We start from the raw sequence: 22,527 nt of genomic DNA, 5'->3' as shown, positions 1-22,527 counted from the left end.
GCTTCTGGTCCAGCGCTAGGGCCAGTCCGATAACTGCCTACCTAAGGCGTCCCAAGCAGACCGCTATACGATGTCCCGGATGGCGCAGACTGTCCAGATAACGGCCCGCGCTCGCCGACGACATAGCCGCGCCCCGGTGCCACCGGTCCGCCCGTCGCCCGGCCGGGCAGCCCCAGCCCGAGCAACAGGTCGGACAACGACGTCGGCACCCCGGTCCCGAAACAGCCCCCGCCGGACGGCCACGGCCCGTCGCGCGGTCCGCCTCCGCCGGCCCGCGATCCCCCCAGCACCGCCCCGACGCCGGCGTGCAGCGCCGCCTTGGCGATCTGCGCCATCGCCGCCAGTGCGACGCCCTTCAGCTCCTCGAAACCGAACGTGCCGCTGCGCACCGCGTGCAGCAGCGCGGCCTCGATCGACCGCCCCGCCCGCTCCGCCCCGGCGCCGAGCGAGCCTTCCAGCGTCCCGCGCATCGCCTCCACCTCGCGCGCGAACCCCGCCGTGTCGGCGTGCACGCCGACCATCATCCGCTCCACCTCATCCATCCGGAAACGCCTCCCGCATCGCCGCCAGCGTCGCCGCGTCGGGCGGTGTCACCACCGCGCCGCCGCCGCTCGCCGCCGCCACCACCGCCGCCAGTTCGGCCGGCGTCGCGCGCCAGAAGGCGTCGGGGCTCCACCCTAGCATCGCCCCGGCAGACCCAGCCAGCCGCACCGCACATGCCGCGAAGTCGCTCACCGCCCCGCCAATATCTGGTGGAGCAGGTCGCGCAGCACCGGCGTCAGCTTCGCCAGACCGACCCCGATCAGCGCCTCGCCCAGCGTCTCGCGTGTCATCCCCTCGGGCGGCTCGCGCAGGCAGTGCCAGAACAACGCCACCAGCTCGCCGATGCGCAGCTTGCCGTCGGTCGCCCGCACGACGAGGTCGAACAGCGAGCCCAGCTCCTGCTCCGCCGCGACCAGCGCCTGGAACGACGGCCGCAGCACCATCTCGCAGCCGTCGACCCGCAGCGTGCATTCGCCGCGCGCCGGGTTCGCGCCCGCGCCGCTCACGACGCCACCACCGGCCCGGAACTCTCCAGGCTCACCGTATAGGATCGCTCGCCGTTGAAATCGCCGGCATAATCCAGCTTGGTGACCAGGAAGCGCCCGGTCATCGCATCGCCGCTCTCGAAGCTCAGCCGGTAATCGTCGATCGTGCCCGCGAGCGCGCTCGCCTTGATCCGCGCCTCGGCGGCGGAGCCGGTGAACACCCCCGCGCCCGACACGCTGACGCTGCGCACCCCGGCGCCCGACAGCAATTGCCGCCAGCCGCCCGAATCCTTGCTGGTCACCACCACCGCTTCGCCGTTGACGCTCAATTGCGTCGTGCGCAGCCCCGCCACCGTCGCGAACGCCGGCACCGCCGCGCCGTCGCCGACCTTGAGCAGGAACGCACTGCCCCGTTCCACCGCCATCGCCCGTCTCCTTCAGTTGATCCGAAACATCCGCACCGCGAACGTGCTGGTGCCGATCCAATGCTCGGTCTTGCCGCGCACCAGCCGGCTGCGCGCCAGCCGCAGCCCGCCGAGCCGCCACCCCTCCGCGCCGAGGTCGGCGGGCATCGCCTCCATCGCCGCCTCGACCGCGACGATCAGCGCGCGCAGCCGGTCGGGCTGTTCGCCGACATCGGTATAGGTCACCGCGATCGTCCCGACCCGGCCGCTGACGCCGCTCGCATCCGCCGCACCCAGCACCGGATCGTCCAGCGTCACCCGCGGCATCGCCGCGCGCAGCGGCGGCGCGGCGAACACCCGCGTCCGCCGCCGCAGATGCGCGAGCGTCGCCGCGTACAGCACCGCCCCCGCGCTCACGACCGCGCCTCCGCCGTCAGCCGCATCCGCCGATACGGTCGCCACAGCGCCGCCACCGCGGCGGGCGGCTCGACCCGCCCGTCGCGATGCTCGGACAGATGCGCGGCGAGCAGCACGACGCCCTGTTGCAACGGCGCGGCGAGCAGGTCCCAGCTCGCCGCCAGCCCCGCGGAATAAGCGACCGTCACCGCCGCCCCGCTCCGCACCCATCCGCAAAGGCCCCCGCGCGCATCACGTCGCCCGCGCGGTCGGCACGGTCGAACAGCGCCGCATAGCCCGCGAAGCGCACCGGCGCGGTCACTCCAGCCATGCGCGGAACCCCAGCTTCACCGCCAGCCCCGTCAGCAGCAGCGCCCCCGCGATCCGCAGCAGCCACCCCGCCGCCGCCTTCCACACCGAGCGCTTGGCGTCGCGCCACGCGCCGAGCAGCTCGCGCAGCGCGGCCAGGTCGCCCTGCGCCTCCTCGTCGCCCAGCCCGAGCCGCTTGAGCGCGCGCATCGCCGACAGCTCGCCCGCCTCCTCGGCGATCGCGCGCATCGTCGCGATGTTGCTGCCCTCGCGCGCCGCCTGCGCCATCAATTGCGCCAGAACCTCGCTCATCGTCCTACTCCCACCATCATGCGTTTCTCCTCGTCCGACAGGAAGCCGGCCGCCGCGACGCTCGCCCACAACCGCTCGCGATCCTCGCTCAGCGCCGCGACGCGATCGAGGTCGACCGCAAGGCTCGCATCCTCGAACCAGCCGTCCAGCCCCTGCGCCAGCGCGGCGAGGATCGTCTCCGCCAGCGGCAGCACGGTCAGCCGCCACAGCGCCCGGTTGGCCTCGCGATAATTGGCGTAGGTCGCATCGCCGGGCAGCCCGAGCAGCATCGGCGGCACGCCGAAGGCGAGCGCGATCTCGCGCGCCGCCGCCGCCTTCAGCCCGACGAAATCCATGTCGGCGGGGCTCAGCGACAGCGGTTGCCAGCGCAGCCCCCCCTCCAGCAGCATCGGCCGCCCGGCATTGCCGGCGCCGGCGAAGCCCGCCTCCATCTCCGCCTTCAGCCGTTCGAACTGGTCGGGCGCCAGCGCGCCGCCGTCGCCGGGATCGTAGACCAGCGCGCCCGACGGCCGCGCCGCATTGTCGAGCAGCGCCTTGTTCCAGCGCGCCGCCGCATTGTGCACCGCGACCGCCCCCGCCGCCGCGCCCAGGCAGCCCATGCCGTAATGATCGTCGACCGGGTTGAAGCTGCGGATATGCACCACGTCGGGCCGCGGCCCCTCGGCATCCAGCCGCGTCCGCCGCTCGCCGACCCGATAGACATAGGCGGTCGGCCAGCCGCTCGCATCCAGCTCGACGGTCACCCGCTCGGGCCGCAGCGCATAGAGCGCCGCCACCCCGCCGCCGCCGTCGCGCAGCAATTGCACATAGGCGTTGCCGTGCAGCAGCACCTGCGCCGCCGCGTTTTCCAGCAGCGCCTGCCCGCCCGAGCGTGCCGCGACCAGCGCCGCCAGCGCCGGCACGCTCGCCGCGATCGGCGCCGCCGCGACGCTCTCCGCCACCAGCTTCACCGCGCGCTGCGCGATCGCATTGCCCGCGAAGGCCTCGCGCACCTGCGCCTCATACGACCGCGGCCACTCGCCGAGCGCCACCCCCGTCCCCGTACGCGACAAGGCCGGCCGCCCGCCCTCGCGCGCACCCCTGCGTCCGAACAACCGCATGATGATCTCCCGTGATGTAAAGGATGGCCCAGTTCCTCCCTCGCAGCGGAGAGCGACAGGAAGGCCGGCATCCCCCAATTCCTCCCTCGCTTTAGCGGGGGAGGGGGACCGCCGGCCGCAGGCCGGTGGTGGAGGGGGCGTTTCCGCAAACGCTGAGCTCACCGTATCCTCCCCCTCCGTCACGGCTTCGCCGCGCCACCTCCCCCTGGCGGGGGAGGACTTAGGGACCCTCCCCAAAGCGCCGCTTCGCGTCTTCGCGCGAACACCCTCCCTCAGCCCCCTTACAACCCCCGCACCCCCGCCCGCGCGCGCCGACCGAGCATCAGCTCGCTCATCGCCCACACCAGGGCATCCGCCCGGTCCGGCGACCGCCCCGGCCCGTGATAGCCGCCGCCCGCGACCAGCCCGCACATCTCGTCCTCCAGCGCGGCGAACCGGCCGCAATGCCGCACCCGGTCGCGTTCGTAGAGCGTCGCCACCGGTTCGGCGCGCGCGACCTTGCCGCGGCTCGCGCGCACCAAAGTCACCGGCAGCGCGACGTCGGCGGCGAGCAGCACCGATCGCACCATCTGCCCGCCCTGATTGGCCTCCGCCACCACCCGGTCGGCACGATGCCGCGCCGCGCAATCCGCCACCGCGCGCGCCCAGCCCTCCGGCGACGCCGCCGCCACGCTCGCATCCTCCAGCACATAGGCGAGGCCGTCGCCGTCGCGCCCGACCGCGACGATCCCGCAGGCGTCGCCCGCGCCGGCATCGCTGCCCGCCGGCGGATCGACGCCGATCACCACGCGCACCAGCTCCGCGGGCGCGACGCCGCGGCTCGCCTCGATCCGCGCCCGCGACCACAAGGCACCGGCGAGATCCTCGATCATCTCGCCGTCCAGCTCCTGCCGGCCCAACAGCGTGCCGCCATAGGCGTCCTCGACATGATCGACGAAGGCCGCCGGCAGGAACGGATTGTCGCGCGTCGCCCCGCGCGTCTCGACCAGCCCGCGGGCGCGCAGCACCCGCTTCATCAGCGCGGTCGGCCGCGGCGTCGTCGTCACCACCACCCGCGGTTGCACGCCGCGCCGCAGCCCCATCAGCAGATTGTCCCAGGCGGCATCGCCGCGCCGCCATTTGGCCAGCTCGTCGCACCAGGCGGCGCTGTGTTCGGGGCCGCGCAACTGATCCGGCACATCCGCCGAATAGATCCGCGCCACCGCGCCGTTGGGCCAGCGGACCTCGCCCCGCGACACCGTATAGCGTGGCGTCTGCCCGGTCTTGGCGACGGCGCGCACGCCGCTCGGCCCCTCGATCATCACCCGGCGCACGTCCGCCGCGGTTGCGCCGACCAGCGCGATCTCGGCGCCGTCGTCGGCACCGGCGACCGCGGTCACCCATTCCGCCCCGGCACGCGTCTTGCCGAAGCCGCGCCCGGCGCGGATCAGCCAGATCCGCCAGTCGCCCGCCACCGGCGGCGCCTGCCCGTGCTGCGCCCAGCCGCCCACCCAGCGCTCCGCAAGCTCGCGTTGCATCGGCCCCGGCAGCGACCGGACCAGCCATGTGCGGTCCGCCTCGGACAGCCCGGCGAGCGACGCGAAGATATCGGTCGTCGCGTCGCTCATGCCGCCGTCTCGTTCTGCTTGCGCTTGGCGAGCGTGGCGAGCCGCCGGAGGATCAGCGCATCGCTCTCCTCGCGCGTCGTCACCTGCCGCGGCGGTTTGCCGCGCTGTTCGCGCCCGGCCCGCCGCTGGTCGTGCCAGATGAGCAGCCGCAGCCCATGGTCCCAGTCGAAGCGGCCCGTGCCGGTGTCCGCCGCCGCCGCATCGCCGCCCGACAGGACATAGGCCATCGCCTGCGTCTCGATCGTCAGATAGCCCGCGTCGAGCGCCGCCCGCCAGGCTTCGCGGAAGGCGGCGTTGGTCCGCTGCCGGTAATAGGCCTGCGCCGGATCGATCCCGATTCGCCGTGCCGCCGCGCTGATGTTCCCGGTGCGCGACAGATGATCCATGAATGCGTCGGTCAGCGCCGCCGTCCACCGCACGCGTCGGCCGCGCTCGGGCAGCACGATCGTGATCGTCTCGCGTTGGTCGGGCGTGGCCCCGTCTTGGTCTGCCGCGATACCTACCGCCATCTTTCGCCCCCCGTTCGCCAAAACGCGATCGGGCCGGCAGCGGCGGGGCTTCCACCCCGACCGCTCCGGCCCGACCCGCAATTCCTCATCGTTCCTGTTATGTACCCGAACAGCGTGACGATGTCAAGCGTTTTGTACCAAATAGGATAGTACGGTTTTCATCCGTGCTGTTGCTATTCCACTGGTTGAAGGAGAGTTTGTAGCTTGCGATAATCACACGCATTCGCGCATCGACCTGTCCAACAAATTGTGTCACAAACGGGTCCATCGCAGCATAGGATGTGACTCCCGGCCGCCGTCTCGCGCAATTCTGCGGCGGCCATGGCTCGGGTGACATCGATCAGGACGGGCCGTTCGGCAATGACCAGAAAACGTACATCGCTGAACGGAAAAGGCTTTTTATGAGGATGGCATTGGGTCCGGCCGCGCATGGCCTGATCGCCGGCGACCTTACCGTGGCCGAAGTCGATTCGGCCTATGAGGCGATTCTCGGTCTGCCCCGCGACGCGGTGATCGGCCGCAATGTGTTGGACACGCTGGCCGAGGCCGACCGCACCGCCGCCGAACGCCATTTGCGGCGCATCCTCGACACCGGCGAACCGCGATTCTTCTCGCAGCGCCACGTTCGCCCCGACGGCAGCGCGCTCTGGGTCAATCTGCACGTCTCCCGCATGGGGGTGGGCGACGACCACAAGCTCGCGGTGACCTGCCAGCCGCTGCGCGAACAGACCACTTCGCCTTCGACGGTCGAATCGCAATGGCGGATGGCGCGGCTGCTGCTCACCGCGATCCGCAGCGGCAAGCAATCCTTCGGCCAATCGCTCATCGGCAATCCCGCGACCGAGATCCTGCTCAGCGCCTATGTCGCCGAGGCGGAGGCGAAGGCGATCCAGGGCGGCGAGATCGCGACGCGGATCGCGGTGGACTGGCTGCTCGCACGGCGCTGGCTGCTCGCGCTCGGCAACGCCGGCTTCATCGAACTCGAACGCCCCGGCCCGATCATGGAGGATACGCCGATCCGTTTGAGCCCGCAGGCGCTGACGATGCTGGAGGCGATCTTCGGCTCGCTCCTCGCCGTCGCCCAGGGCGCACCGGTCGAGGCCTAGATAGGTTCGACGTTCCATAGATTCCTCCCCCGCCAGGGAGTGCCGAGTTGAACGGCCCCCGGCCGTTCAAGGTCATGCCGGGGGCATGACCGACCCGGCACTGTGGCATGCCGAAGGCATGACGGAGGGGGAGGTAAGCGATATCGTCGGTTGCCGAGTCCTTCCCCCTCCGTCACGGCTTTGCCACCCACTTCTCCCGTGCGGAGGAGGAATTTACGAGAGGTCGATCGGTCCTGACCGGTCAGCGCGATCGCGTCGCCGCGCGCGACCGCAACGCCAGCCGTGCCCTTGCGAGCCATCCGCGCGGTATGGGGGGTCGCAACGAGTCGCCCAGCAGCGGCTGGAACTCATGCGGCTCGAACGGCACGTGCGCCAGATCGAGCATCAGACCGGTGACGTCCTTCGACAGGCTGGCGTGATTGTCGGCATCGTACGTCGCGCGCAACGCCTGCCCCAGCGGCTGCAGCTTGGCGTCCTGCCCGCGCAATCGTTCGGTATCTTCGTCGTCGCCGGTACCGCTGCCGTCCATGATTGCCGCCCTCGTCCATCCGCTCAACGAACGGCGCGGCCAGTGGTTCAGTCCGGACGCCCCGGCTTGTCCGCAGGTCCACCGGCGCCATCGCCGCCCGGCGGGTCGCTGTCGGCCACCGCCGTCTCGCCGCCGCCGTAGCAGCGATCGAGATAATGGTTGGCGATGATGTAATGGGCACGCACCGCCTCGGGGTGGGTGGCGCGCTGCGCCAGCTCCAGCTCGGTCTCCGCCCGTGCGTAGAAATAAGTCGTGTCGTCGCGCATGTCCGTTGCTTTCCGGCGATACGTAGATCGCAAATCCTATAGGGTGGCGGTGGCCGCGCCGATCAATGGGGGCGCCGCTGCGGCGGCGGCGATCCGCCCGACCGCGTCAACGGCTCGCCGCATCGGCGAGTCCCGCCCAGGCGGCGATCTCGGCATCGCAATGGCCGTGGACGATCAGGTCCCCCGCGCGCTCCGCCGCCAGATCGACCGTCACCGTCCCGCGCCATTCCCAGGTCGCATTGCCCGACAGGCTGACCATCGCGTCGCGCGCGACCTCGGCACGTACCAGCCCGCCCTTGTTGAAGACGGTGATCGGCGCATCATAGGCCAGCCGTCCGGTCAGGCACGCGGCGAAGGCGGAGGCCGCCATCGCGCTGCCGCAACTGTCGGTCAGCCCGACGCCGCGCTCGAACGTCCGCACGAACAGGTCGCCCCCCCGCATTTCGACGAACGACACGTTGGCGCGATTGGGCAGCCAGTCCGGCGCCGCCTCGCACGCGCTGCCCAGCGCGACCAGCTCCGCCTCGTCGACGCGATCGACGAAGCTCACCAGATGCGGATTGGGCATCGCGACCGCGGTGAACAGCCGCGCGCTGCCCAGCGGCGGCACGACCGCCTCGACGATCCGGGCTCCCGCGCCGTGCAGCGGCCAGGCTGCGGCATCGAGCCCCGCCGGCCCCGCCGTCTCGCGCACCGTATAGACCCCCGGCTCCAGCTCGGCATCGCGCACCACCGCGGCGCTCGACGTCTTGAGCCTCACCTGGCCTGCGTCGATCCCAAGCGCCTCGAACCCCAGCCGCGCCACACACCGCAGCCCGTTGAGGCACGTCTCCGCCTCGCTCCCGTCCGAATTGTACATGACCATGGAAAACTGATGTTCTTCATCGCCTTGGCCGAGCAGGAGCAGGCCGTCGCCGCCCACCGGCCCGCGCCGGTCGGCGAGCGCCCGCGCCACCGCCGCCCATTCCGCCGCGGCCAGATCGATGGCGCGCGCATCGATCAACGGAAAATCGTTGCCTGAGCCATGGCATTTCACGAAATCGAACTTCACCACACCCGTCCCGTTGCGGCCCTATGGACCGCTTATGTTCTCGTCTCGCCGCGCCGATACACCCGCGGTGGCGGTCACGGCAAACGATAATGATCGGCCAGCCGGTCGAGCGCGAGCGTCAGCACCAGCCGCCCGGCGCGCGCCGGCCAGCCCAACGCCTTCTCCGCCACGGGCAGCCCCTCGCCCGCGCAGATCACCCGCCACGCGACATCGGCGAGCCCCTTGCCCGCCGCGGCCAGCGCCGCGTCGAACCGGCGTTTGGCGGCGATCTGCGCCGTCGTCGGGTCGAGCCCCGCGCCGCCGCCGCCGTCGACCCGCGCCACCCAGCGCATCGTCACCCGCGGCCCCAACGCCGCCGTCTCGTAATCGCCGCGCAGCCGCTCCCCCGCCTCGAACTGCCGCGCATCGACCAGTCCGCGCGCGCGCAGCCAGCCAAGCGGCGATTCGGCGACGTTCACCGTCACGCTGCGCCCCTTGCCTACCGTCCGTTCGACCAGCTCCCGCATCACCGCCTCCTTCCGAGTCGCAACCCACTTGCCACAACGTCAGCTTTGTAGGACAGGGAAATAACCGCAGCGGTTAGGAGGCAGAGATGATTACCGCCATTCGTGAGGTGCGCAGAGCGAAGAACCTGACCCTCGAGGAGGTCGCGCGCCGCTGCGTTCCGCCGACGACCGCGCAGACGATCGGCCGGCTTGAAACCGGCACGCGCACCGTCTCGGTCGCCTGGCTCAACCGCATCGCCGCCGCGCTGGGGGTCGCGCCCGCCGATCTCGTCACCCTCCCCGACCGCGCGACGCTGCCCGTCGCCGCGACGCTCGATGCCGAGGGCGCGCACGCCCCGCGTCAGCCGCTCACCCTCGTCCCGCCGCAGCCCGCCCCCGGCGGCGTCGCGATCAGCGTCACCGGCGGCATCGGCGATTATCGCGCCGGCGACGCGATCTGGTGCGAGTTGCGCGCGCCCGACCGGTTCGACCAAGCGCTCAACCGCGACGTCCTCGTCCCCCTCCCCGCCGGCCGCTTCCTCTTCGCCCGCCTCATCGGCCGCGACGGCGACGCGCTGCTCCTCCTGCCCCTAACCCCCAACGCACGTCCCACCTCGGTCACATCACCGGCATGGTTGGCGCAGGCCTCCCGCCTGATCCGCACGTTATAGGCTTCACGCGAACCAAATCGTCGGGGCCAGCGACCCGCTTTAGCTGCACCGCAACATCTGCTACAGGCGCACGCATGCTCAACCTCAACGGCATCACCGTGCGCCTCGGCGGCCGCACGATCCTCGACGGCGCGACCGCGGCGCTGCCGCCCGGCGGGCGGATCGGGCTGATCGGCCGCAACGGCGCCGGCAAGTCGACGCTCGTCCGCGTCATCGCCGGCATGCTGGAACCCGACGACGGCTCGGCCGACATGCCCAAAGGCGCCCGCCTCGGCTATATCGCGCAGGAAGCGCCCTCGGGCACCGCGACGCCGTTCGAGACGGTGCTCGCCGCCGATACCGAGCGTGCCGCGCTGATGATCGAATCGGAAACGAGCGAGGACCCCGAGCGGCTCGGCGACGTCTACGAGCGCCTGATCGCGATCGACGCCTATACCGCGCCGATGCGCGCCGCGCAGATCCTGCTCGGCCTCGGCTTCGACGAGGAGATGCAGCAGCGTCCGCTCGACAGTTTCTCGGGCGGCTGGAAGATGCGCGTCGCGCTCGCCGCCCTCCTTTTCTCCCAGCCCGACCTGCTGCTGCTCGACGAGCCCTCCAACCACCTCGATCTCGAAGCGGTGATGTGGCTCGAGGATTTCCTCGTCGGCTACAAGGCGACGATCGTCGTCGTCAGCCACGAGCGCGACTTCCTCAACAACGTCGTGGACAACATCCTCCACCTGCAGAACGGCAAGATCACGCTCTACGCCGGCGGCTACGACAGTTTCGAGCGTCAGCGCGCCGAGCGGATGGCGCAGCTCGCCGCCGCCAAGGCCAATCAGGACGCGCAGCGCGCCAAGCTGCAGGATTACGTCGCGCGCAATTCGGCGCGCGCCTCGACCGCCAAACAGGCGCAGAGCCGGCAGAAGATGCTCGCCAAGATGCAGCCGATCGCCGAGCTCGCCAACGATCCGTCGCTGTCGTTCGACTTCCCCGATCCCAGCGAATTGCGCCCGCCGCTCATCACGCTCGACATGGCGAGCGTCGGCTATGCCGAAACGCCGATCCTCAAGCGGCTCAACATGCGGCTCGACCCCGACGATCGCGTCGCGCTGCTCGGGCGCAACGGCAACGGCAAGACCACGCTCGCCCGCCTGCTCGCCGCGCAATTGACGCCTATGGACGGCGACATGAATGCGAGCGGCAAGATGAAGGTCGGCTATTTCACCCAATATCAGGTGGAAGAGCTCGATGCCGACGACACGCCGCTCGAACATATGACCCGCATCATGCGCGGCGCCAGCCCCGCCGCGGTGCGTGCGCAGCTCGGCCGGTTCGGCTTCTCCGGCGACAAGGCGGTCGGCAAGGTCGGCAAGATGTCGGGCGGCGAGAAGGCGCGGCTCGCGCTGGCGCTGATCACCCGCGACGCGCCGCATCTGCTCATCCTCGACGAGCCGACCAACCATCTGGACGTCGATGCGCGAGAAGCTTTGGTGCAGGCGCTCAACGCCTATACCGGCGCCGTCGTGCTGGTCAGCCACGATCGGCACATGCTGGAGATGACCGCCGACCGGCTCGTCCTGGTCGACAACGGCACCGCGCGCGAGTTCGACGGCACGCTCGACGATTATATCGCCTTCGTGCTCGCGGGCGACAAACAGCCCGAGCAGAAGGGCAAATCGGGTACGAAGAAGGAAAAGGGCAAGCCGCTCGACCGCGACGCCGACAAGGCGCGACGCAAGGCGATCCGCGATCGCGAGGCGGAGATCGCCAAGCTCACCACCGACCGCAATGCCATCGACCGCGCGATGTTCGATCCTAAGACGGCGGAACCGCGCTACGCCAAGTTGGCGATGGGCGAGTTGATGAAGCGCCGGGCGGACGTACAGGCGCAGATCGAGACAGCGGAAGCGGCATGGCTGGAAGCTACCGAGGCACTGGAGACGGCTTAGGGAACGGGTGCTCCGTTAGACCACGAGACGGATCGACGATCACGGCCGCATCGCATGCACGAAGGCGCGGAGGTGTAAAGCGTGCATCCTATCCTCCCGTCACCCCGGCCTTGCGCCGGGGTCCCGCTTCTTTTTCTCTCCCGGCGGGAAGCGGGATGCCGGATCAAGTGCGGCATGACATAGCCCGTCATAACGGCGCGTTCGTGACATCGTCACCACCGCATGCTACCTGTAAATCCCGATCGCGCCGCCGCCCGCCCCCAGCGCAATGCAACATCGCGGTTGCACTTAGATCCTTCCAATAATAAGCAACTTCACGGTTGCATCAGGCGCAGCCGAAAGGTTGCCGATGTCCTCCCCCACGCCGATGCCGAAGCCGGTGCAGGCCGCCCGCCTGTTCGCGGCGCTATCGGACCCGACGCGGCTGTCGCTGCTCATCATCCTGCGCAGCGGCCCCGGCCGCTCGATCGCGCGCCTGTCTGCCAATGCCGGCATGACGCGCCAGGCGGTCACCAAACATCTGCGCGTGCTCGAAGACGCTGGTCTCGTCACCGCCGAACGGCTCGGCCGCGAGACGCATTACAGGAGCAAGCCCGGTGCACTCGACGCCGCGCGTCGTACACTGGACGCCATCGCTGGCGATTGGGCGGCGCTCCGCCCCCCGCCCGCCGCAAGCTGACGATACCGGACAAAGAAACGGCGCAGGAGTTACCCCCCGCGCCGCCCTCATGTCCTGAAACGGGGTTCAGCCCTCGGCGTCGGCCTCGTCCGCGGCACCCGCCGCCGGCCGCTCGAACCACGCCTCGATCTCGCCCGACAGCTTCAGCGTCAGCGGCCGGCCGTGGCGATCGACCTTCTTGCCCAGCGCGACGCGGATCCAGCCGGCGGGGCGGTCATATTCCTCGACGTCGCGGCGCTCGACGCCCTTGAAGCGGATGCCGATGCCGCGCTCCAGCGCGGCCTGGTCGAAATAGGGGCTCGACGGATCGGTCGACAGGCGATCGGGGGGCGTATCGGTCATGTCGCCGCGCTTAGCGGCATCGCCCCGGCCCCGCTACGAAAAAGCGGCGCGGACAGGATGTCCGCGCCGCCTTCCCGACGAAACCGCTGCAAGCCTTAATAGCCGTAGCCATATCCGTAACGTGGGCCGTAATCGTAATACCGCTCGCGGACGACCACGCGCGGCGGCGGGGGCGGCGGCGCGTAATATTCGTCGCGATAGACCACCCGCGGCGGCGGCGGCGGCGCGTCGTAATAATAGCCACGGTCGTAATAACGATCGCGGTTGTTGCCCGCGACCGCCGCACCGATGCCAAGCCCGACGATGCCGCCGAGCAACGCACCCGCCGCGACGCTGCCGCCGTTGCCGCGGTGATAATGGCGATAGCCACCCCAACGCTGCGCATCCGCCGGCGCGGCCGCCGTCAGCGCGGTCGCGGCGAGCGCGATCCCCAGACCTGCCTTCTTCAACATCGCATTCATCACGTCGAACCTCCTCTAACACGACGCTCGGAGTATCTGGTCCAAACGCACAGAGCGGCGAGCGTGTTGCATATCGTTTAGGCGAGTCGGGCTGAACCGAGGCGGAATGCCCCGTTCATCCGCGGTTTAGGCGGCGTGCCCAGCGAAGGTGCGGCCGCGGCTCAGTTCACCCAGCCGCCGTCGATGACATGCACCGCGCCGGTGGTGAACGCCGCCTCGTCGCTCGCCAGATACAGCGCCAGCGCCGCCACCTCGTCCGCTTGGCCCAGCCGCCCCATCGGCTGGCGCGCGACGAACGCCGCCTGCGCCGCGGCATAATCGCCGGTGTCGTGCAGCCGATGCTGCAACGACGGCGTGTCGACCGTGCCGGGGCAGATCGCGTTGCAGCGGATGCCCTGGCCGACGAAGTCGGCGGCGACCGCCTTGGTCAGGCCGATCACGCCCGCCTTGGTGGTGCCGTAGGCGAACCGGTTGGGGATGCCCTTCACCGAACTGGCGATCGAGGATACGTTGACGATCGCGCCGCCGCCGCCCGCCAGCATCGCCGGCAGGAAGGCGCGGACGGTGCGATACATCGCGGTCATGTTGATCGCGATCGCCTGCGCCCATTCCTCCTCGCTGCAATCGAGGATGGTGCCGGCGTGGACGATGCCGGCGACGTTGGCGAGCACGTCGATCCGCCCGATCTCCGCCGCCAGCGCCGCCACCGCCGCGCCGTCGGTGACGTCGAGCGCGCGCGTCTCGCACCCCGGGACGTCGGCGAGCGCGTCGCGGTCGCGGTCGGTGGCGATCACCCGCGCGCCTTCGGCGGCGAACCGCTCCGCCGTCGCGCGGCCGATGCCCCGCGCCGCTGCGGTGACCAGCGCCACCTTGCCGTCCAATCGTGTCGTCATACTGCCGTCCTGCGTTGGGCGATCGGCAGGCACGCCGGGCCGATCGGGTCGAAAGCCTTGTAGGTGAGAATGAATTCGCGGTGGCCCAGCTCTTCGGAGACGCTGCGCTGGCCGCCCGCGACGGCGAGCACCGCATCGACGATCTCGGCACCGACCTCGTCCAGCGTCGCCGCGCCTTCGAGGATGCGGCCGGCATTGATGTCCATGTCGGCGGCGAGGCGACGCGCGGTCTCGGGATTGGCACACACCTTGATCACCGGTGCGATCGCCGATCCCACCACCGATCCGCGTCCGGTGGTGAAGATCGTCAGATGGCAGCCGGAGGCGATCATCTCGACGATCTCGGCATTGTCCGAGATATTGGGGAAGCCGAAGCGCGGCTCGCCGTCGGGCACCACGTCGAGCAGGTAGAGCCCGCCCGCCGGCGGCACGTCGCCAGGCTTGATGATGCCGCTGATCGGCGAGGAGCCCGATTTGGAATAGGCCCCCATCGATTTCTCCTCCTGCGTCGTCAGTCCGCCCTCGGCATTGCCGGGGGCGAAGCTGCCGAAGCCCATGATGGTATAATAACGTTCGGCCTTGGCGACGCTGGCGATCAGCTCCTCGCCCAGTTCGGGGGTGATCGCGCGATCGGCCATGATCCCCTCGCAGCCGACGAGTTCGCCCGTCTCCTCGAAGATGCAGGTCGCGCCGGCCCCGACGAGCGTATCGAAGGCGCGGCCCACGGCGGGGTTGGCGGTGATGCCGCTGGTGCCGTCCGAGCCGCCGCAGATCGTGCCGACGACGAGTTCGTCGATCCCCATCGCCACGCGCTCCACGCCGGCGATCTCGGCCTGCACCCGCGCCACCGCGGCGAGGCCGGCGGCAATCGTCGCCGCGGTGCCGCCCGTCTGCTGGATGACGAGCAGCTCGGCCGGGCGGCCGCTCGCCGCGACCAGCGCCTGCAACCGCTCGCGATCGAAGCTCTCGCAGCCGAGCGAGACGATCACCAGCCCGCCGACGTTGGGATGCGTCGCCACCGCCTCCATCACCTTGGCGGCATAGGCATTGGGGTAGCAGCCGGGGAAGCCGATCAGATGGACGTCGGGATCGTCCGCCTTGTCGACGATCCGCCGCGCGACGTGATGCGCGCATTCGACCAGATAGGCGACCGCGACGGTGTTGCGGATGCCCTTGCGGCCGTCGGCGCGGGCGTAGCCGCGGATCATGCCCGCGCCTCCGTCACCGTCGCGCGCGTGTGGCTGGCGATATAGTCGCTCTTCATATTGTGCATATGGACCCAATCGCCGGTATCGGCCGCCGCGGTCATCGACCCGATCGGCGCGCCATATTTGATGACCTTGTCGCCCAGCGCGAGGCGGCGGCGCGCGATCTTGTGGCCGACGGTGATCCCCTCGCGCGCCGGCACGGTGCCGCCGCCGATCGGCAGCACGTCTCCCGCCGCGATCGGCGCGACGCAGATCAGGACGTTGTCGTCGGGGTGAAGCAGGATCAACTGGTTGGTCACGGGCGACATCGGCTCCGGTTGCGGAAGGGGATCGAGCAGCGGCCACGCGGCATCGGGCACCGGCGTCGCGATCCGCGCCACCATCGCCGCGACCTGATCCGCGCCGACCAGCCCGGCGACGACGCAGGCGACCGCCGGGTGGCGCAGCGGGAAATGCAACGCCGCGGCCGGCAGCGCCACCCCCGCCCGCGCACAGGCGGCGGCGAGCGCCCGCGTCCGCGCGACGATCGCCGCATCGGGCGCCGCATAATCGTAATGCAGCCGCTGCGGATCGGCCTCGGCCGGGTCGGCGGCGAGGATGCCGCTATTGTACGGGCCGCCGACGATCACCCGCACGCCGCGTTCGGCGCAGCGATCGAGCAGCGCCGCCGCGCTCCGGTCGAGCAACGTATAGCGCCCGGCGAGCAGGATGACGTCGAGGTCGACGCGGTCGAGCAGTTCGTCGCACACCGCGATCTCGTTGACGCCGATGCCGATTCCCCCGACCGCGCCGGCCCGCTTCAGCGCCACCATCGCCGCATGCCCGCCATCGAGGAAGGCGGCGAGATGGCGGGGATGATCGTCGCCATGCGTCATCCGGCCGAGATCGTGCGCGAACAACAGGTCGACGCGCTCGCGGCGCAGCCGCGCCAGGCTCGCCGCGAACGACGCGCGGATCCCGTCCGCGCCGTAATCGAACGCGGGCTCGAACGGATCGGCATCGACGAAGCCGTGCCGGCTGCCCTGCGCCGCGGTCGGCACCAGCAGCCGCCCGACCTTGGTCGAGACCAGCGCCCGCCCCGCCGGATCGTGCACGGCCAGCGCCGCCCCCAGCCGCCGCTCGGCGAGGCCGAAGCCGTAATGCGGCGCGGTGTCGAAATAACCGATGCCGGCAGCGAGCGCCGCGGCGACCGTCGCCATCGCCTCGTCGTCGCCGACCGCGCGATACAGATTGCCGATCGCCGCGGTCCCCATGCCGAAGCGCGGCAGCAGCGGCGCGCTCACGCCGTCACCGCCGTCACCGCCGTGTCGCGATGCAGCCGCGCAAACAGCGCGACGCCGACGAAACAGGCGGCGGGCACCAGCATCGCGAAGCGGATCGACCCCAGGTCGGAGACGAACCCCATCGCCGCGGTCAGCACCGCGCCGCCGATGATCGCCATCACCAGCAGCGACGCGCCCGGCTTGGTCAGCGGCCCCAGCCCGCGCAGCGTCAGCACGAAGATCGTCGGATACATGATCGACATCAACGCGCTCGACAGCACCAGCGCGGCGACGCCGGCCGGCCCGCCGACGAAGGCGGCGACGGCGCACAGCAGCGCATCGATCGCCGCGAAGATCAGCATCAGCCGCGCGCCCGAGATGCGCGCCATCAGCGCCGCGCCGACGAACCGGCCGGCCATGAACAACGCCAGCGACAGCGTCAGCAGCCACGCCGCGCGCTGCGTCCCGAACGACGGCAGCTCGACCGCGACGTAGCGGATGAGGAAGCTCCACACCCCGACCTGCGCGCCGACGTAGAGGAACTGCGTGCCCACCCCGGCGAGATAGCGCGGCGACGCCAGCAATTTGCCATAGGCGCCGGGGGTGCGCGCGTCCGGTTCGCTCGGCCGTGTCGCGACCGCGGGAAAGCGCGTGACGACGATCACCGCCGCCCAGGCGAAGACGAGCAAGGCGATGACGAGATACGGCAACCGCACCGCCGACGCCGCGGCGACGTCGCCCGCGCGCTCGTCGGCGAGGATGAAGGTCGCGCCGAGCGTCACGCCGGCGATCGAGCCAAGGGGATTGAACGCCTGCGCGAGGTTGAGCCGCCGCTCGGCGGTGGCGGCGCTGCCGAGCGCGGCGACCATCGGATTGGCCGCGGTCTCGAGGAAGGCGAGGCCGCTGGCGATGACGAACAGCGCGAGCAGGAAGAAGCCGTAGCTCAGCATCAGCGATGCCGGCCAGAACAGCAATGCGCCGATGCCGAACAGCACCAGCCCCTGCACCACCGCGGTCTTGTAGCCGAACCGCTGCATCACGATCGCGCCAGGAATCGCGAAGCAGAAATAGCCGAGGTAGAAGGCCGATTGGACGAGGCCCGATTGCAGGTCGCTCAGCGTGAACACCGCACGGAAATGCGCGATGAGGATGTCGTTGAGATTGTTGGCCATGCCCCACAGGAAGAACAGGCCGATGGTCAGCAGCAGCGCGCCGCGACCGGCAGGCGTTGTGCCATCATCGTCCTGTACGGCGACGCTCGGGTTCATTATGCCTCTCCCACGCTCTCTCCACGAACGGTCGCGGTTCGCGGGATTTGGCCGTGAGTCTATGCCCTCCGGCCGCGATATGAAATGTAAAAATCACTTTCATCTGCGGATTTTCCTTGCCACGATCGACGCTTAGGTGACGGGAGTGACGAGGACGATGACCAAACCGTTTCCATGTTTACCCCGTCACCCCGGACTTGTTCCGAAGTCCACTCTGCGGCGAGGAGAACGGCGTGAGGCGCGGGCATCCTCCCGAGGGACGGTGGCCCCGGAACGGGTCGAAACTTCGAAAAAACACCTCATGCACCCCGGCGAAGGCCGGGGCCCAGTCGGTAAGGCCGTCGCAAGTCATTACAAACCTTCGCCCAACTGGACCCCGGCTTCCGCCGGGCTACAAGCTTGGCGCGTCACGGACCGATTTCCGCAGCGGTCTCGAACAAGTCCGGGGTAACGGACGGATGGGGAAACGGCGGCAAGCGTCGACGTAAGAACAACGACCGGGGGAGGACAGATGACGACCAAAGCGCGCTACCAGGCGCCGGCACTCACCAAGGGGCTAGAGATCCTCGAACTGCTCGCCGCGTCGAGCGTGCCGCTGACCATGTCCGATGTCTCGACCGCGCTCGGCCGCTCGGTCAGCGAGATCTTCCGCATGCTGCAGGTGCTCGAGGCGCATCGCTACATCGCCCGCGGCGACGACGGCTATCGGCTCACCAACCGGTTGTTCGCGCTCAGCATGGGCCAGCCGCCGGTGCGCGATCTCGTCTCCACCGCGCTGCCGGTGATGCGCACGCTCGCCCGCGAGACGGGGCAGAGCTGCCACCTCGTCGTCGTCTCGGGTGCGGAGATCGTGGTGATCGCCGGGGTCGAGGCGCCGGGCCTGTCGGGGTTCGCGGTGCGCGTCGGCTATCGCCGGCCGCTGCATCGCTCCGCCTCGGGCCGTATCCTGCTCGCCTTCCAGCCCGAGGATACGCGCGCGGCGATGCTCGACGAGGTGCGCGCGACCGGCGACACGATCGACGACGCCGCGCTCGCCGGCCAGCTCGCCGCGATCCTCGCCGAAGGCTGCGGCACGACGCCGAGCCCGCTGCTCAACGGCATCACCGACCTGTCCGTCCCGATCCTTTCGTTCGGCGCCGCCCGCGCCGCGCTCACCGTGCCGTTCGTCGACGGCCCCGGCAGCCTGGTGCCGATCGCCGCGACGCAGGACGTGCTGCGCGCCGCCGCCGCCGCGATCGCCGAGGCGCTCGACCCGGCGCTCGGCGATCTCTCCGGCAAGGGCGAGGCGACATGATCCGCCGGACGACGGCGACCGCCCTCGCGCTGGCGGCGCTGCTGCTCGCCGGCGGCGCGCAGGCTCACGACTATCCCAGCGGCGCGCCGGCGCGCGACTATCCCAGCGACGCGCCAGCGCGCGATTATCCCAGCGACGCGCCAGCGCGCGATTATCCCAGCGACGCGCCAGCGCGCGACTATCAGAGCGCGCCGCCGCGGCGCACCGCGGTGGAGAAGGATTGGGGTCCGTGGCTCGGCCCCTATCGCGCACGGCTGGTGCCGGTGCTGATGGAGGATTTCGGCGAACGCTATCTGTATGCGCCCGCCAACGCCGCCTTGCCGCCGCCGCGGCCGGGCGAGCAACGCGTCGTCTTCCTCGGCGATTCGATCACCGACCGCTGGGATCTCGCCGCCGGCTTTCCCGGCGCGCCCTACGTCAATCGCGGCATCGGCGGGCAGGTGACGGCGCAATTGCTGCTGCGCTTCCTGCCCGACGTCGTCGCCTTGCGACCCGCGGCCGTGGTGATCCTCGCCGGCGTCAACGACGTGCAGGGGGTTCTGCAACGCGAAACCCCCGAGCAGATCGAGGATCATTGGCAGGCGATGGCCGACATCGCCGACCGCCACGGTATCGCATTGGTGTTCGGCGCGTTGCTGCCGGTCAACGATTACACCCCCGCCGCGCGCGACGTCGTGCGCGAGCGCAAGCCCGCCGAACTCCACGCGCTCAACCGGTGGCTGCGCGGCTTCTGCGAACGGCGCGGCTATGCCTTCGCCGATTACGAAACCGCGCTCGCCGACGACAGGGGCCTGATGCGCCGCGACTATACCGTCGACGGCATCCACCCGCTCGCCGCCGGTTACGCCCGCATGGCGCCGGTCGCCCACGCCGCAATCGAGGCCGCGCTGGCCAGCAAGACGAAGAGGACCCCCTGATGCGCTATCCCAAGCTTCTCGCCGCCGGCCTGTGCCTGACGGCATCCGCCGTATCGGCGCAGACCAACGTGCCCGGCGATCCCTATGCCGGCGACCCCGTCGGCATCGTCGCCGATCCCTGCCCCGCCCACCCCAAACCCGCCGACGGACAGGCATGGCAGATGTGGAAGCTCCACATGCTGACGCGCGACCACGGCCAGCTCTGCCGCTATCGCGCGCAGAATGCCGCGCTCACCGAACCGGCGCGCGTCGTCTTCATGGGCGATTCGATCACCGACAATTGGATCGGCGCCGATCCGTCGCTGTTCACGCACGGGCTGGTCGATCGCGGCATCGGCGGCCAGACCACGCCGCAGATGCTGCTGCGCTTCCGCCAGGACGTGATCGCGCTGCGCCCCAAGGCGGTGCACATCATGGCCGGCACCAACGACATCGCCGGCAACACCGGCGCCGCGACGGTCGAGACGGTACAGGGCAATATCGAGACGATGGCGGAGCTGGCGCACGCGCACGGCATCAAGGTGATCCTCGCCTCGATCCCGCCCGCCGCCGCCTTTCCGTGGAGCCCGGAGATGCGCCCGGCGCCGCAGATCCTCGCCTTCAACCGCTGGCTGCGCGGCTATGCCAGCGCACATGGCTATACCTATGTCGACTATCACGCCGCGCTGACCACGGCGGAGGGCGGCATGAAGCCCGGCCTCGCCAGCGACGGCGTCCATCCGACCCCGGCGGGCTATGCGATCATGCGTCCGCTCGCGCTCGCCGCGGTCGCCAAGACGCTGGGTGGCGGTCGATGAGCGTCGATCGCCGCGGCTTCCTTGCCGGCAGCGCCGCACTCGGCCTCGCCCAGGCGACACCTGCCATAGCCGCCGCCGCGCCGCCGCACGCGGCGCTGCGCCCGGTCAAGGTCGCCCCGCCGCAACGCTTCACCGCCGACTGGCAATCGCTCGCCGCCGGCTATTCCGCGCCCGACTGGTTCCGCGACGCCAAGTTCGGCATCTGGGCGCATTGGGCGGCGCCTTCGGTCCCCGGCATCGGCGACGATTGGTATGCGCGCAACATGTACCTTCAGGGTCACCCGACCTACGACCATCACCTGAAGCATTACGGCCATCCCGCTGACACCGGTTTCATGCAGATCCAGAACCAGTGGCGCGCGGAACAATGGGACCCGGCCGAGCTGCTCGACCTCTACAAGGGTGCGGGCGCACGCTATTTCATGGCGCTCGCCAACCATCACGACAATCTCGACTGTTTCGCCTCGACGCATCAGCCGTGGAATTCCACACGCGTCGGCCCGAAGAAGGACATCGTCGGCATCTGGGCCGGACTGGCGCGCGAGCGCGGGCTGCGCTTCGCCGTCTCCAACCACAGCGCCCACGCCTGGCATTGGAACCAGATCGCCTACGGCTACGATCCCGTCGGCCCGCGCCGCGGCCAGCGCTACGACGCCGCGACGCTGACCCGCGCGCAGGGCCGGGGCGCATGGTGGGACGGGCTCGACCCGCAACAGCTTTATACCGGTCCGTCGATGGCGGTGCCCGACGGCATCGGCTCGCTCGCCGAAGCCGGCGCGTGGCATGCCGCCACCGACGGATTGTGGAACGAGGGCGTGCCCCCCGATCCCGACTATGTCCGCCGCTGGACTTTGCGCTGCCGCGAGCTGATCGACAGATACGAACCCGACATGCTCTATTTCGACAATCACGATCTGCCGCTGCAACAGGCCGGGCTCGACATCGCGGCCTATTTCTACAACCGCAACATGGCGCGCCACGGCGGCCGGCTGGAGGGCGTCGTCACCGCCAAGGAAACGCCGCCGCAGCGCCGCATGGGCCTGGTCGACGTCGTCGAGCGCGGGCAGAAGAGCTTCATCGACCCCTATCCGTGGCAGACCGAGACCTGCCTCGGCAATTGGTTCTACGGCGCGCAATATGAGCGCGAGAACCTCTACAAGACGCCCGCCAAGGTGCTGCACACGCTGTGCGACGTCGTGTCGAAGAACGGCAACATGATGCTGAGCGTGCCGATCAAGGGCGACGGCACGATCGACTCGCGCGAACGCCAGATCGTCGGCGAGATCGGTGCGTGGATGCGGATCAACGGCGCGGCGATCTATGCCACCCGCCCGTGGCGCATCCATGGCGAGGGGCCGGGCGGCGCCGGCGCGGGCAGCTTCTCGGAGGGCGGCCGCGACACCGGCTACACCGCGCGCGACATCCGCTACGTCACCCGCGGCAAGGCGCTGCACGCGCTGGTGCTCGGCTGGCCTGCCGACGGCGTCGCGCGGCTGACCCTGCTCGGCCGCGACAATCCGGTCGGTCGCGGCGAGGTGCGCCGCGTGTCGCTGCCCGGCAGCAGCGCGCCATTGCCCTTCACCCGCACCGGCGATGCACTGGAGGTGCGGCTGCCCGCCGCCGCGCACCACGCCATCGGGCTCGCGCTGATCGTCGAGGGGCCCGGGCTGGTCGACTGAGCCCGCCTATTGCGCTGCAGCAC

The 22,527-nt window shown here is 70.3% G+C and carries 29 protein-coding genes; 8 read left to right on the top strand and 21 right to left on the bottom strand.

Annotated features, from left to right (window positions below):
• Nucleotides 1–41 precede the first annotated feature (41 nt).
• The 11 genes from ACLBWH_RS11325 to ACLBWH_RS11275 all read right to left on the bottom strand — a co-directional run bounded on the left by ACLBWH_RS11325 (nt 42) and on the right by ACLBWH_RS11275 (nt 5,665).
• Entirely contained in the window at nt 42–542 is a 501-nt protein-coding gene (locus ACLBWH_RS11325) for a tail tape measure protein (protein ID WP_447798880.1), read from the bottom strand.
• On the bottom strand, nt 535–684 hold the full coding sequence (locus ACLBWH_RS11320) for a phage tail assembly chaperone (protein WP_447799431.1): 150 nt from the start codon (nt 682–684) through the stop codon (nt 535–537). Before ACLBWH_RS11320 ends, ACLBWH_RS11325 begins: the two co-directional genes overlap by 8 nt.
• Before the next feature lie 47 nt (nt 685–731).
• Complete coding sequence (locus tag ACLBWH_RS11315) at nt 732–1,049, bottom strand: gene transfer agent family protein (protein WP_322850001.1); 318 nt, start codon at nt 1,047–1,049, stop codon at nt 732–734.
• Nucleotides 1,046–1,453 carry a phage major tail protein, TP901-1 family gene (locus ACLBWH_RS11310; RefSeq protein WP_322850002.1) on the bottom strand — a complete coding sequence of 136 codons (408 nt, stop codon included), beginning with the start codon at nt 1,451–1,453 and terminating at the stop codon, nt 1,046–1,048. The genes ACLBWH_RS11315 and ACLBWH_RS11310 overlap by 4 nt, the downstream gene beginning before the upstream one ends.
• 12 nt (nt 1,454–1,465) lie before the next feature.
• Nucleotides 1,466–1,849 carry a tail completion protein gp17 gene (locus ACLBWH_RS11305; RefSeq protein WP_447798878.1) on the bottom strand — a complete coding sequence of 128 codons (384 nt, stop codon included), beginning with the start codon at nt 1,847–1,849 and terminating at the stop codon, nt 1,466–1,468.
• Nucleotides 1,846–2,037, bottom strand: a complete 192-nt coding sequence (locus tag ACLBWH_RS11300; RefSeq protein ID WP_447798876.1) for a hypothetical protein — start codon at nt 2,035–2,037, stop codon at nt 1,846–1,848. The genes ACLBWH_RS11305 and ACLBWH_RS11300 overlap by 4 nt, the downstream gene beginning before the upstream one ends.
• A complete protein-coding gene (locus ACLBWH_RS11295; RefSeq protein ID WP_447798874.1) occupies nt 2,034–2,159 on the bottom strand; it encodes a hypothetical protein in 126 nt (41 codons plus the stop codon). Before ACLBWH_RS11295 ends, ACLBWH_RS11300 begins: the two co-directional genes overlap by 4 nt.
• The gene (locus ACLBWH_RS11290; RefSeq protein ID WP_322850007.1) at nt 2,147–2,449 is read right to left on the bottom strand and encodes a DUF6127 family protein; all 303 of its coding nucleotides are present in this window, start codon (nt 2,447–2,449) and stop codon (nt 2,147–2,149) included. The genes ACLBWH_RS11295 and ACLBWH_RS11290 overlap by 13 nt, the downstream gene beginning before the upstream one ends.
• Entirely contained in the window at nt 2,446–3,549 is a 1,104-nt protein-coding gene (locus ACLBWH_RS11285) for a phage portal protein (RefSeq protein ID WP_447798872.1), read from the bottom strand. The genes ACLBWH_RS11290 and ACLBWH_RS11285 overlap by 4 nt, the downstream gene beginning before the upstream one ends.
• A gap of 281 nt (nt 3,550–3,830) precedes the next feature.
• Complete coding sequence (locus tag ACLBWH_RS11280; RefSeq protein ID WP_447798870.1) at nt 3,831–5,156, bottom strand: DNA-packaging protein; 1,326 nt, start codon at nt 5,154–5,156, stop codon at nt 3,831–3,833.
• On the bottom strand, nt 5,153–5,665 hold the full coding sequence (locus ACLBWH_RS11275) for a hypothetical protein (RefSeq protein ID WP_322850010.1): 513 nt from the start codon (nt 5,663–5,665) through the stop codon (nt 5,153–5,155). The genes ACLBWH_RS11280 and ACLBWH_RS11275 overlap by 4 nt, the downstream gene beginning before the upstream one ends.
• A gap of 407 nt (nt 5,666–6,072) precedes the next feature.
• Here ACLBWH_RS11275 and ACLBWH_RS11270 point away from each other — a divergent pair, with 407 nt between their 5' ends.
• Nucleotides 6,073–6,771 (top strand): PAS domain-containing protein, encoded by a 699-nt coding sequence (locus tag ACLBWH_RS11270; RefSeq protein WP_447798868.1) that lies wholly within the window; start codon nt 6,073–6,075, stop codon nt 6,769–6,771.
• Between the two features lie 241 nt (nt 6,772–7,012).
• Here the strand turns inward: ACLBWH_RS11270 and ACLBWH_RS11265 are convergent, their stop codons facing one another.
• From ACLBWH_RS11265 to ACLBWH_RS11250, 4 genes are all read right to left on the bottom strand, one after another.
• Complete coding sequence (locus tag ACLBWH_RS11265) at nt 7,013–7,300, bottom strand: hypothetical protein (RefSeq protein WP_447798866.1); 288 nt, start codon at nt 7,298–7,300, stop codon at nt 7,013–7,015.
• Between the two features lie 47 nt (nt 7,301–7,347).
• Nucleotides 7,348–7,566, bottom strand: a complete 219-nt coding sequence (locus tag ACLBWH_RS11260) for a hypothetical protein (RefSeq protein ID WP_447798865.1) — start codon at nt 7,564–7,566, stop codon at nt 7,348–7,350.
• A 106-nt stretch (nt 7,567–7,672) separates the two neighbouring features.
• Complete coding sequence (gene dapF, locus ACLBWH_RS11255) at nt 7,673–8,617, bottom strand: diaminopimelate epimerase (protein ID WP_447798863.1); 945 nt, start codon at nt 8,615–8,617, stop codon at nt 7,673–7,675.
• 74 nt (nt 8,618–8,691) lie between these two features.
• Nucleotides 8,692–9,123 carry a DUF6456 domain-containing protein gene (locus ACLBWH_RS11250; protein WP_447798861.1) on the bottom strand — a complete coding sequence of 144 codons (432 nt, stop codon included), beginning with the start codon at nt 9,121–9,123 and terminating at the stop codon, nt 8,692–8,694.
• Nucleotides 9,124–9,209: 86 nt separating this feature from the next.
• Here ACLBWH_RS11250 and ACLBWH_RS11245 point away from each other — a divergent pair, with 86 nt between their 5' ends.
• The 3 genes from ACLBWH_RS11245 (at nt 9,210) to ACLBWH_RS11235 (ending at nt 12,383) form a co-directional block, all read left to right on the top strand.
• Nucleotides 9,210–9,773 carry a helix-turn-helix domain-containing protein gene (locus ACLBWH_RS11245; protein ID WP_322850016.1) on the top strand — a complete coding sequence of 188 codons (564 nt, stop codon included), beginning with the start codon at nt 9,210–9,212 and terminating at the stop codon, nt 9,771–9,773.
• Between the two features lie 74 nt (nt 9,774–9,847).
• Nucleotides 9,848–11,704: an ABC-F family ATP-binding cassette domain-containing protein gene (locus ACLBWH_RS11240; RefSeq protein WP_447798859.1), complete on the top strand. Its 1,857-nt coding sequence runs from the start codon at nt 9,848–9,850 to the stop codon at nt 11,702–11,704.
• 349 nt (nt 11,705–12,053) lie between these two features.
• Complete coding sequence (locus tag ACLBWH_RS11235) at nt 12,054–12,383, top strand: ArsR/SmtB family transcription factor (RefSeq protein ID WP_447798857.1); 330 nt, start codon at nt 12,054–12,056, stop codon at nt 12,381–12,383.
• A gap of 66 nt (nt 12,384–12,449) precedes the next feature.
• On the opposite strand, the gene ACLBWH_RS11230 is transcribed toward ACLBWH_RS11235, so the two are convergent.
• The 6 genes from ACLBWH_RS11230 to fucP all read right to left on the bottom strand — a co-directional run bounded on the left by ACLBWH_RS11230 (nt 12,450) and on the right by fucP (nt 17,817).
• Nucleotides 12,450–12,725 (bottom strand): DUF3297 family protein, encoded by a 276-nt coding sequence (locus tag ACLBWH_RS11230; protein WP_322850019.1) that lies wholly within the window; start codon nt 12,723–12,725, stop codon nt 12,450–12,452.
• Nucleotides 12,726–12,820: 95 nt separating this feature from the next.
• Entirely contained in the window at nt 12,821–13,186 is a 366-nt protein-coding gene (locus ACLBWH_RS11225) for a hypothetical protein (protein ID WP_322850049.1), read from the bottom strand.
• A gap of 161 nt (nt 13,187–13,347) precedes the next feature.
• On the bottom strand, nt 13,348–14,079 hold the full coding sequence (locus ACLBWH_RS11220; protein WP_447798856.1) for an SDR family oxidoreductase: 732 nt from the start codon (nt 14,077–14,079) through the stop codon (nt 13,348–13,350).
• The gene (locus ACLBWH_RS11215; protein ID WP_322850021.1) at nt 14,076–15,287 is read right to left on the bottom strand and encodes a UxaA family hydrolase; all 1,212 of its coding nucleotides are present in this window, start codon (nt 15,285–15,287) and stop codon (nt 14,076–14,078) included. The genes ACLBWH_RS11220 and ACLBWH_RS11215 overlap by 4 nt, the downstream gene beginning before the upstream one ends.
• The gene (locus ACLBWH_RS11210) at nt 15,284–16,570 is read right to left on the bottom strand and encodes an aldo/keto reductase (RefSeq protein WP_416222424.1); all 1,287 of its coding nucleotides are present in this window, start codon (nt 16,568–16,570) and stop codon (nt 15,284–15,286) included. Before ACLBWH_RS11210 ends, ACLBWH_RS11215 begins: the two co-directional genes overlap by 4 nt.
• Nucleotides 16,567–17,817 (bottom strand): L-fucose:H+ symporter permease, encoded by a 1,251-nt coding sequence (gene fucP, locus ACLBWH_RS11205; RefSeq protein ID WP_447798853.1) that lies wholly within the window; start codon nt 17,815–17,817, stop codon nt 16,567–16,569. Before fucP ends, ACLBWH_RS11210 begins: the two co-directional genes overlap by 4 nt.
• Nucleotides 17,818–18,328: 511 nt before the next feature.
• Here fucP and ACLBWH_RS11200 point away from each other — a divergent pair.
• The 4 genes from ACLBWH_RS11200 to ACLBWH_RS11185 are packed head-to-tail and all read left to right on the top strand — an operon-like array spanning nt 18,329 to nt 22,504.
• Nucleotides 18,329–19,111, top strand: coding sequence for an IclR family transcriptional regulator (locus ACLBWH_RS11200; RefSeq protein ID WP_322850023.1), 783 nt, complete (start codon nt 18,329–18,331; stop codon nt 19,109–19,111).
• A complete protein-coding gene (locus ACLBWH_RS11195; RefSeq protein ID WP_447798850.1) occupies nt 19,108–20,028 on the top strand; it encodes a GDSL-type esterase/lipase family protein in 921 nt (306 codons plus the stop codon). Before ACLBWH_RS11200 ends, ACLBWH_RS11195 begins: the two co-directional genes overlap by 4 nt.
• A complete protein-coding gene (locus tag ACLBWH_RS11190) occupies nt 20,028–20,825 on the top strand; it encodes an SGNH/GDSL hydrolase family protein (protein ID WP_447798848.1) in 798 nt (265 codons plus the stop codon). Before ACLBWH_RS11195 ends, ACLBWH_RS11190 begins: the two co-directional genes overlap by 1 nt.
• The gene (locus ACLBWH_RS11185; protein ID WP_447798846.1) at nt 20,822–22,504 is read left to right on the top strand and encodes an alpha-L-fucosidase; all 1,683 of its coding nucleotides are present in this window, start codon (nt 20,822–20,824) and stop codon (nt 22,502–22,504) included. Before ACLBWH_RS11190 ends, ACLBWH_RS11185 begins: the two co-directional genes overlap by 4 nt.
• Nucleotides 22,505–22,527 lie beyond the last annotated feature (23 nt).

Source organism: Sphingomonas sp. M6A6_1c (assembly GCF_053345135.1).
Note: the sequence above shows the minus strand (reverse complement) of the source record. Positions and strands in the feature narration are given on the sequence as shown.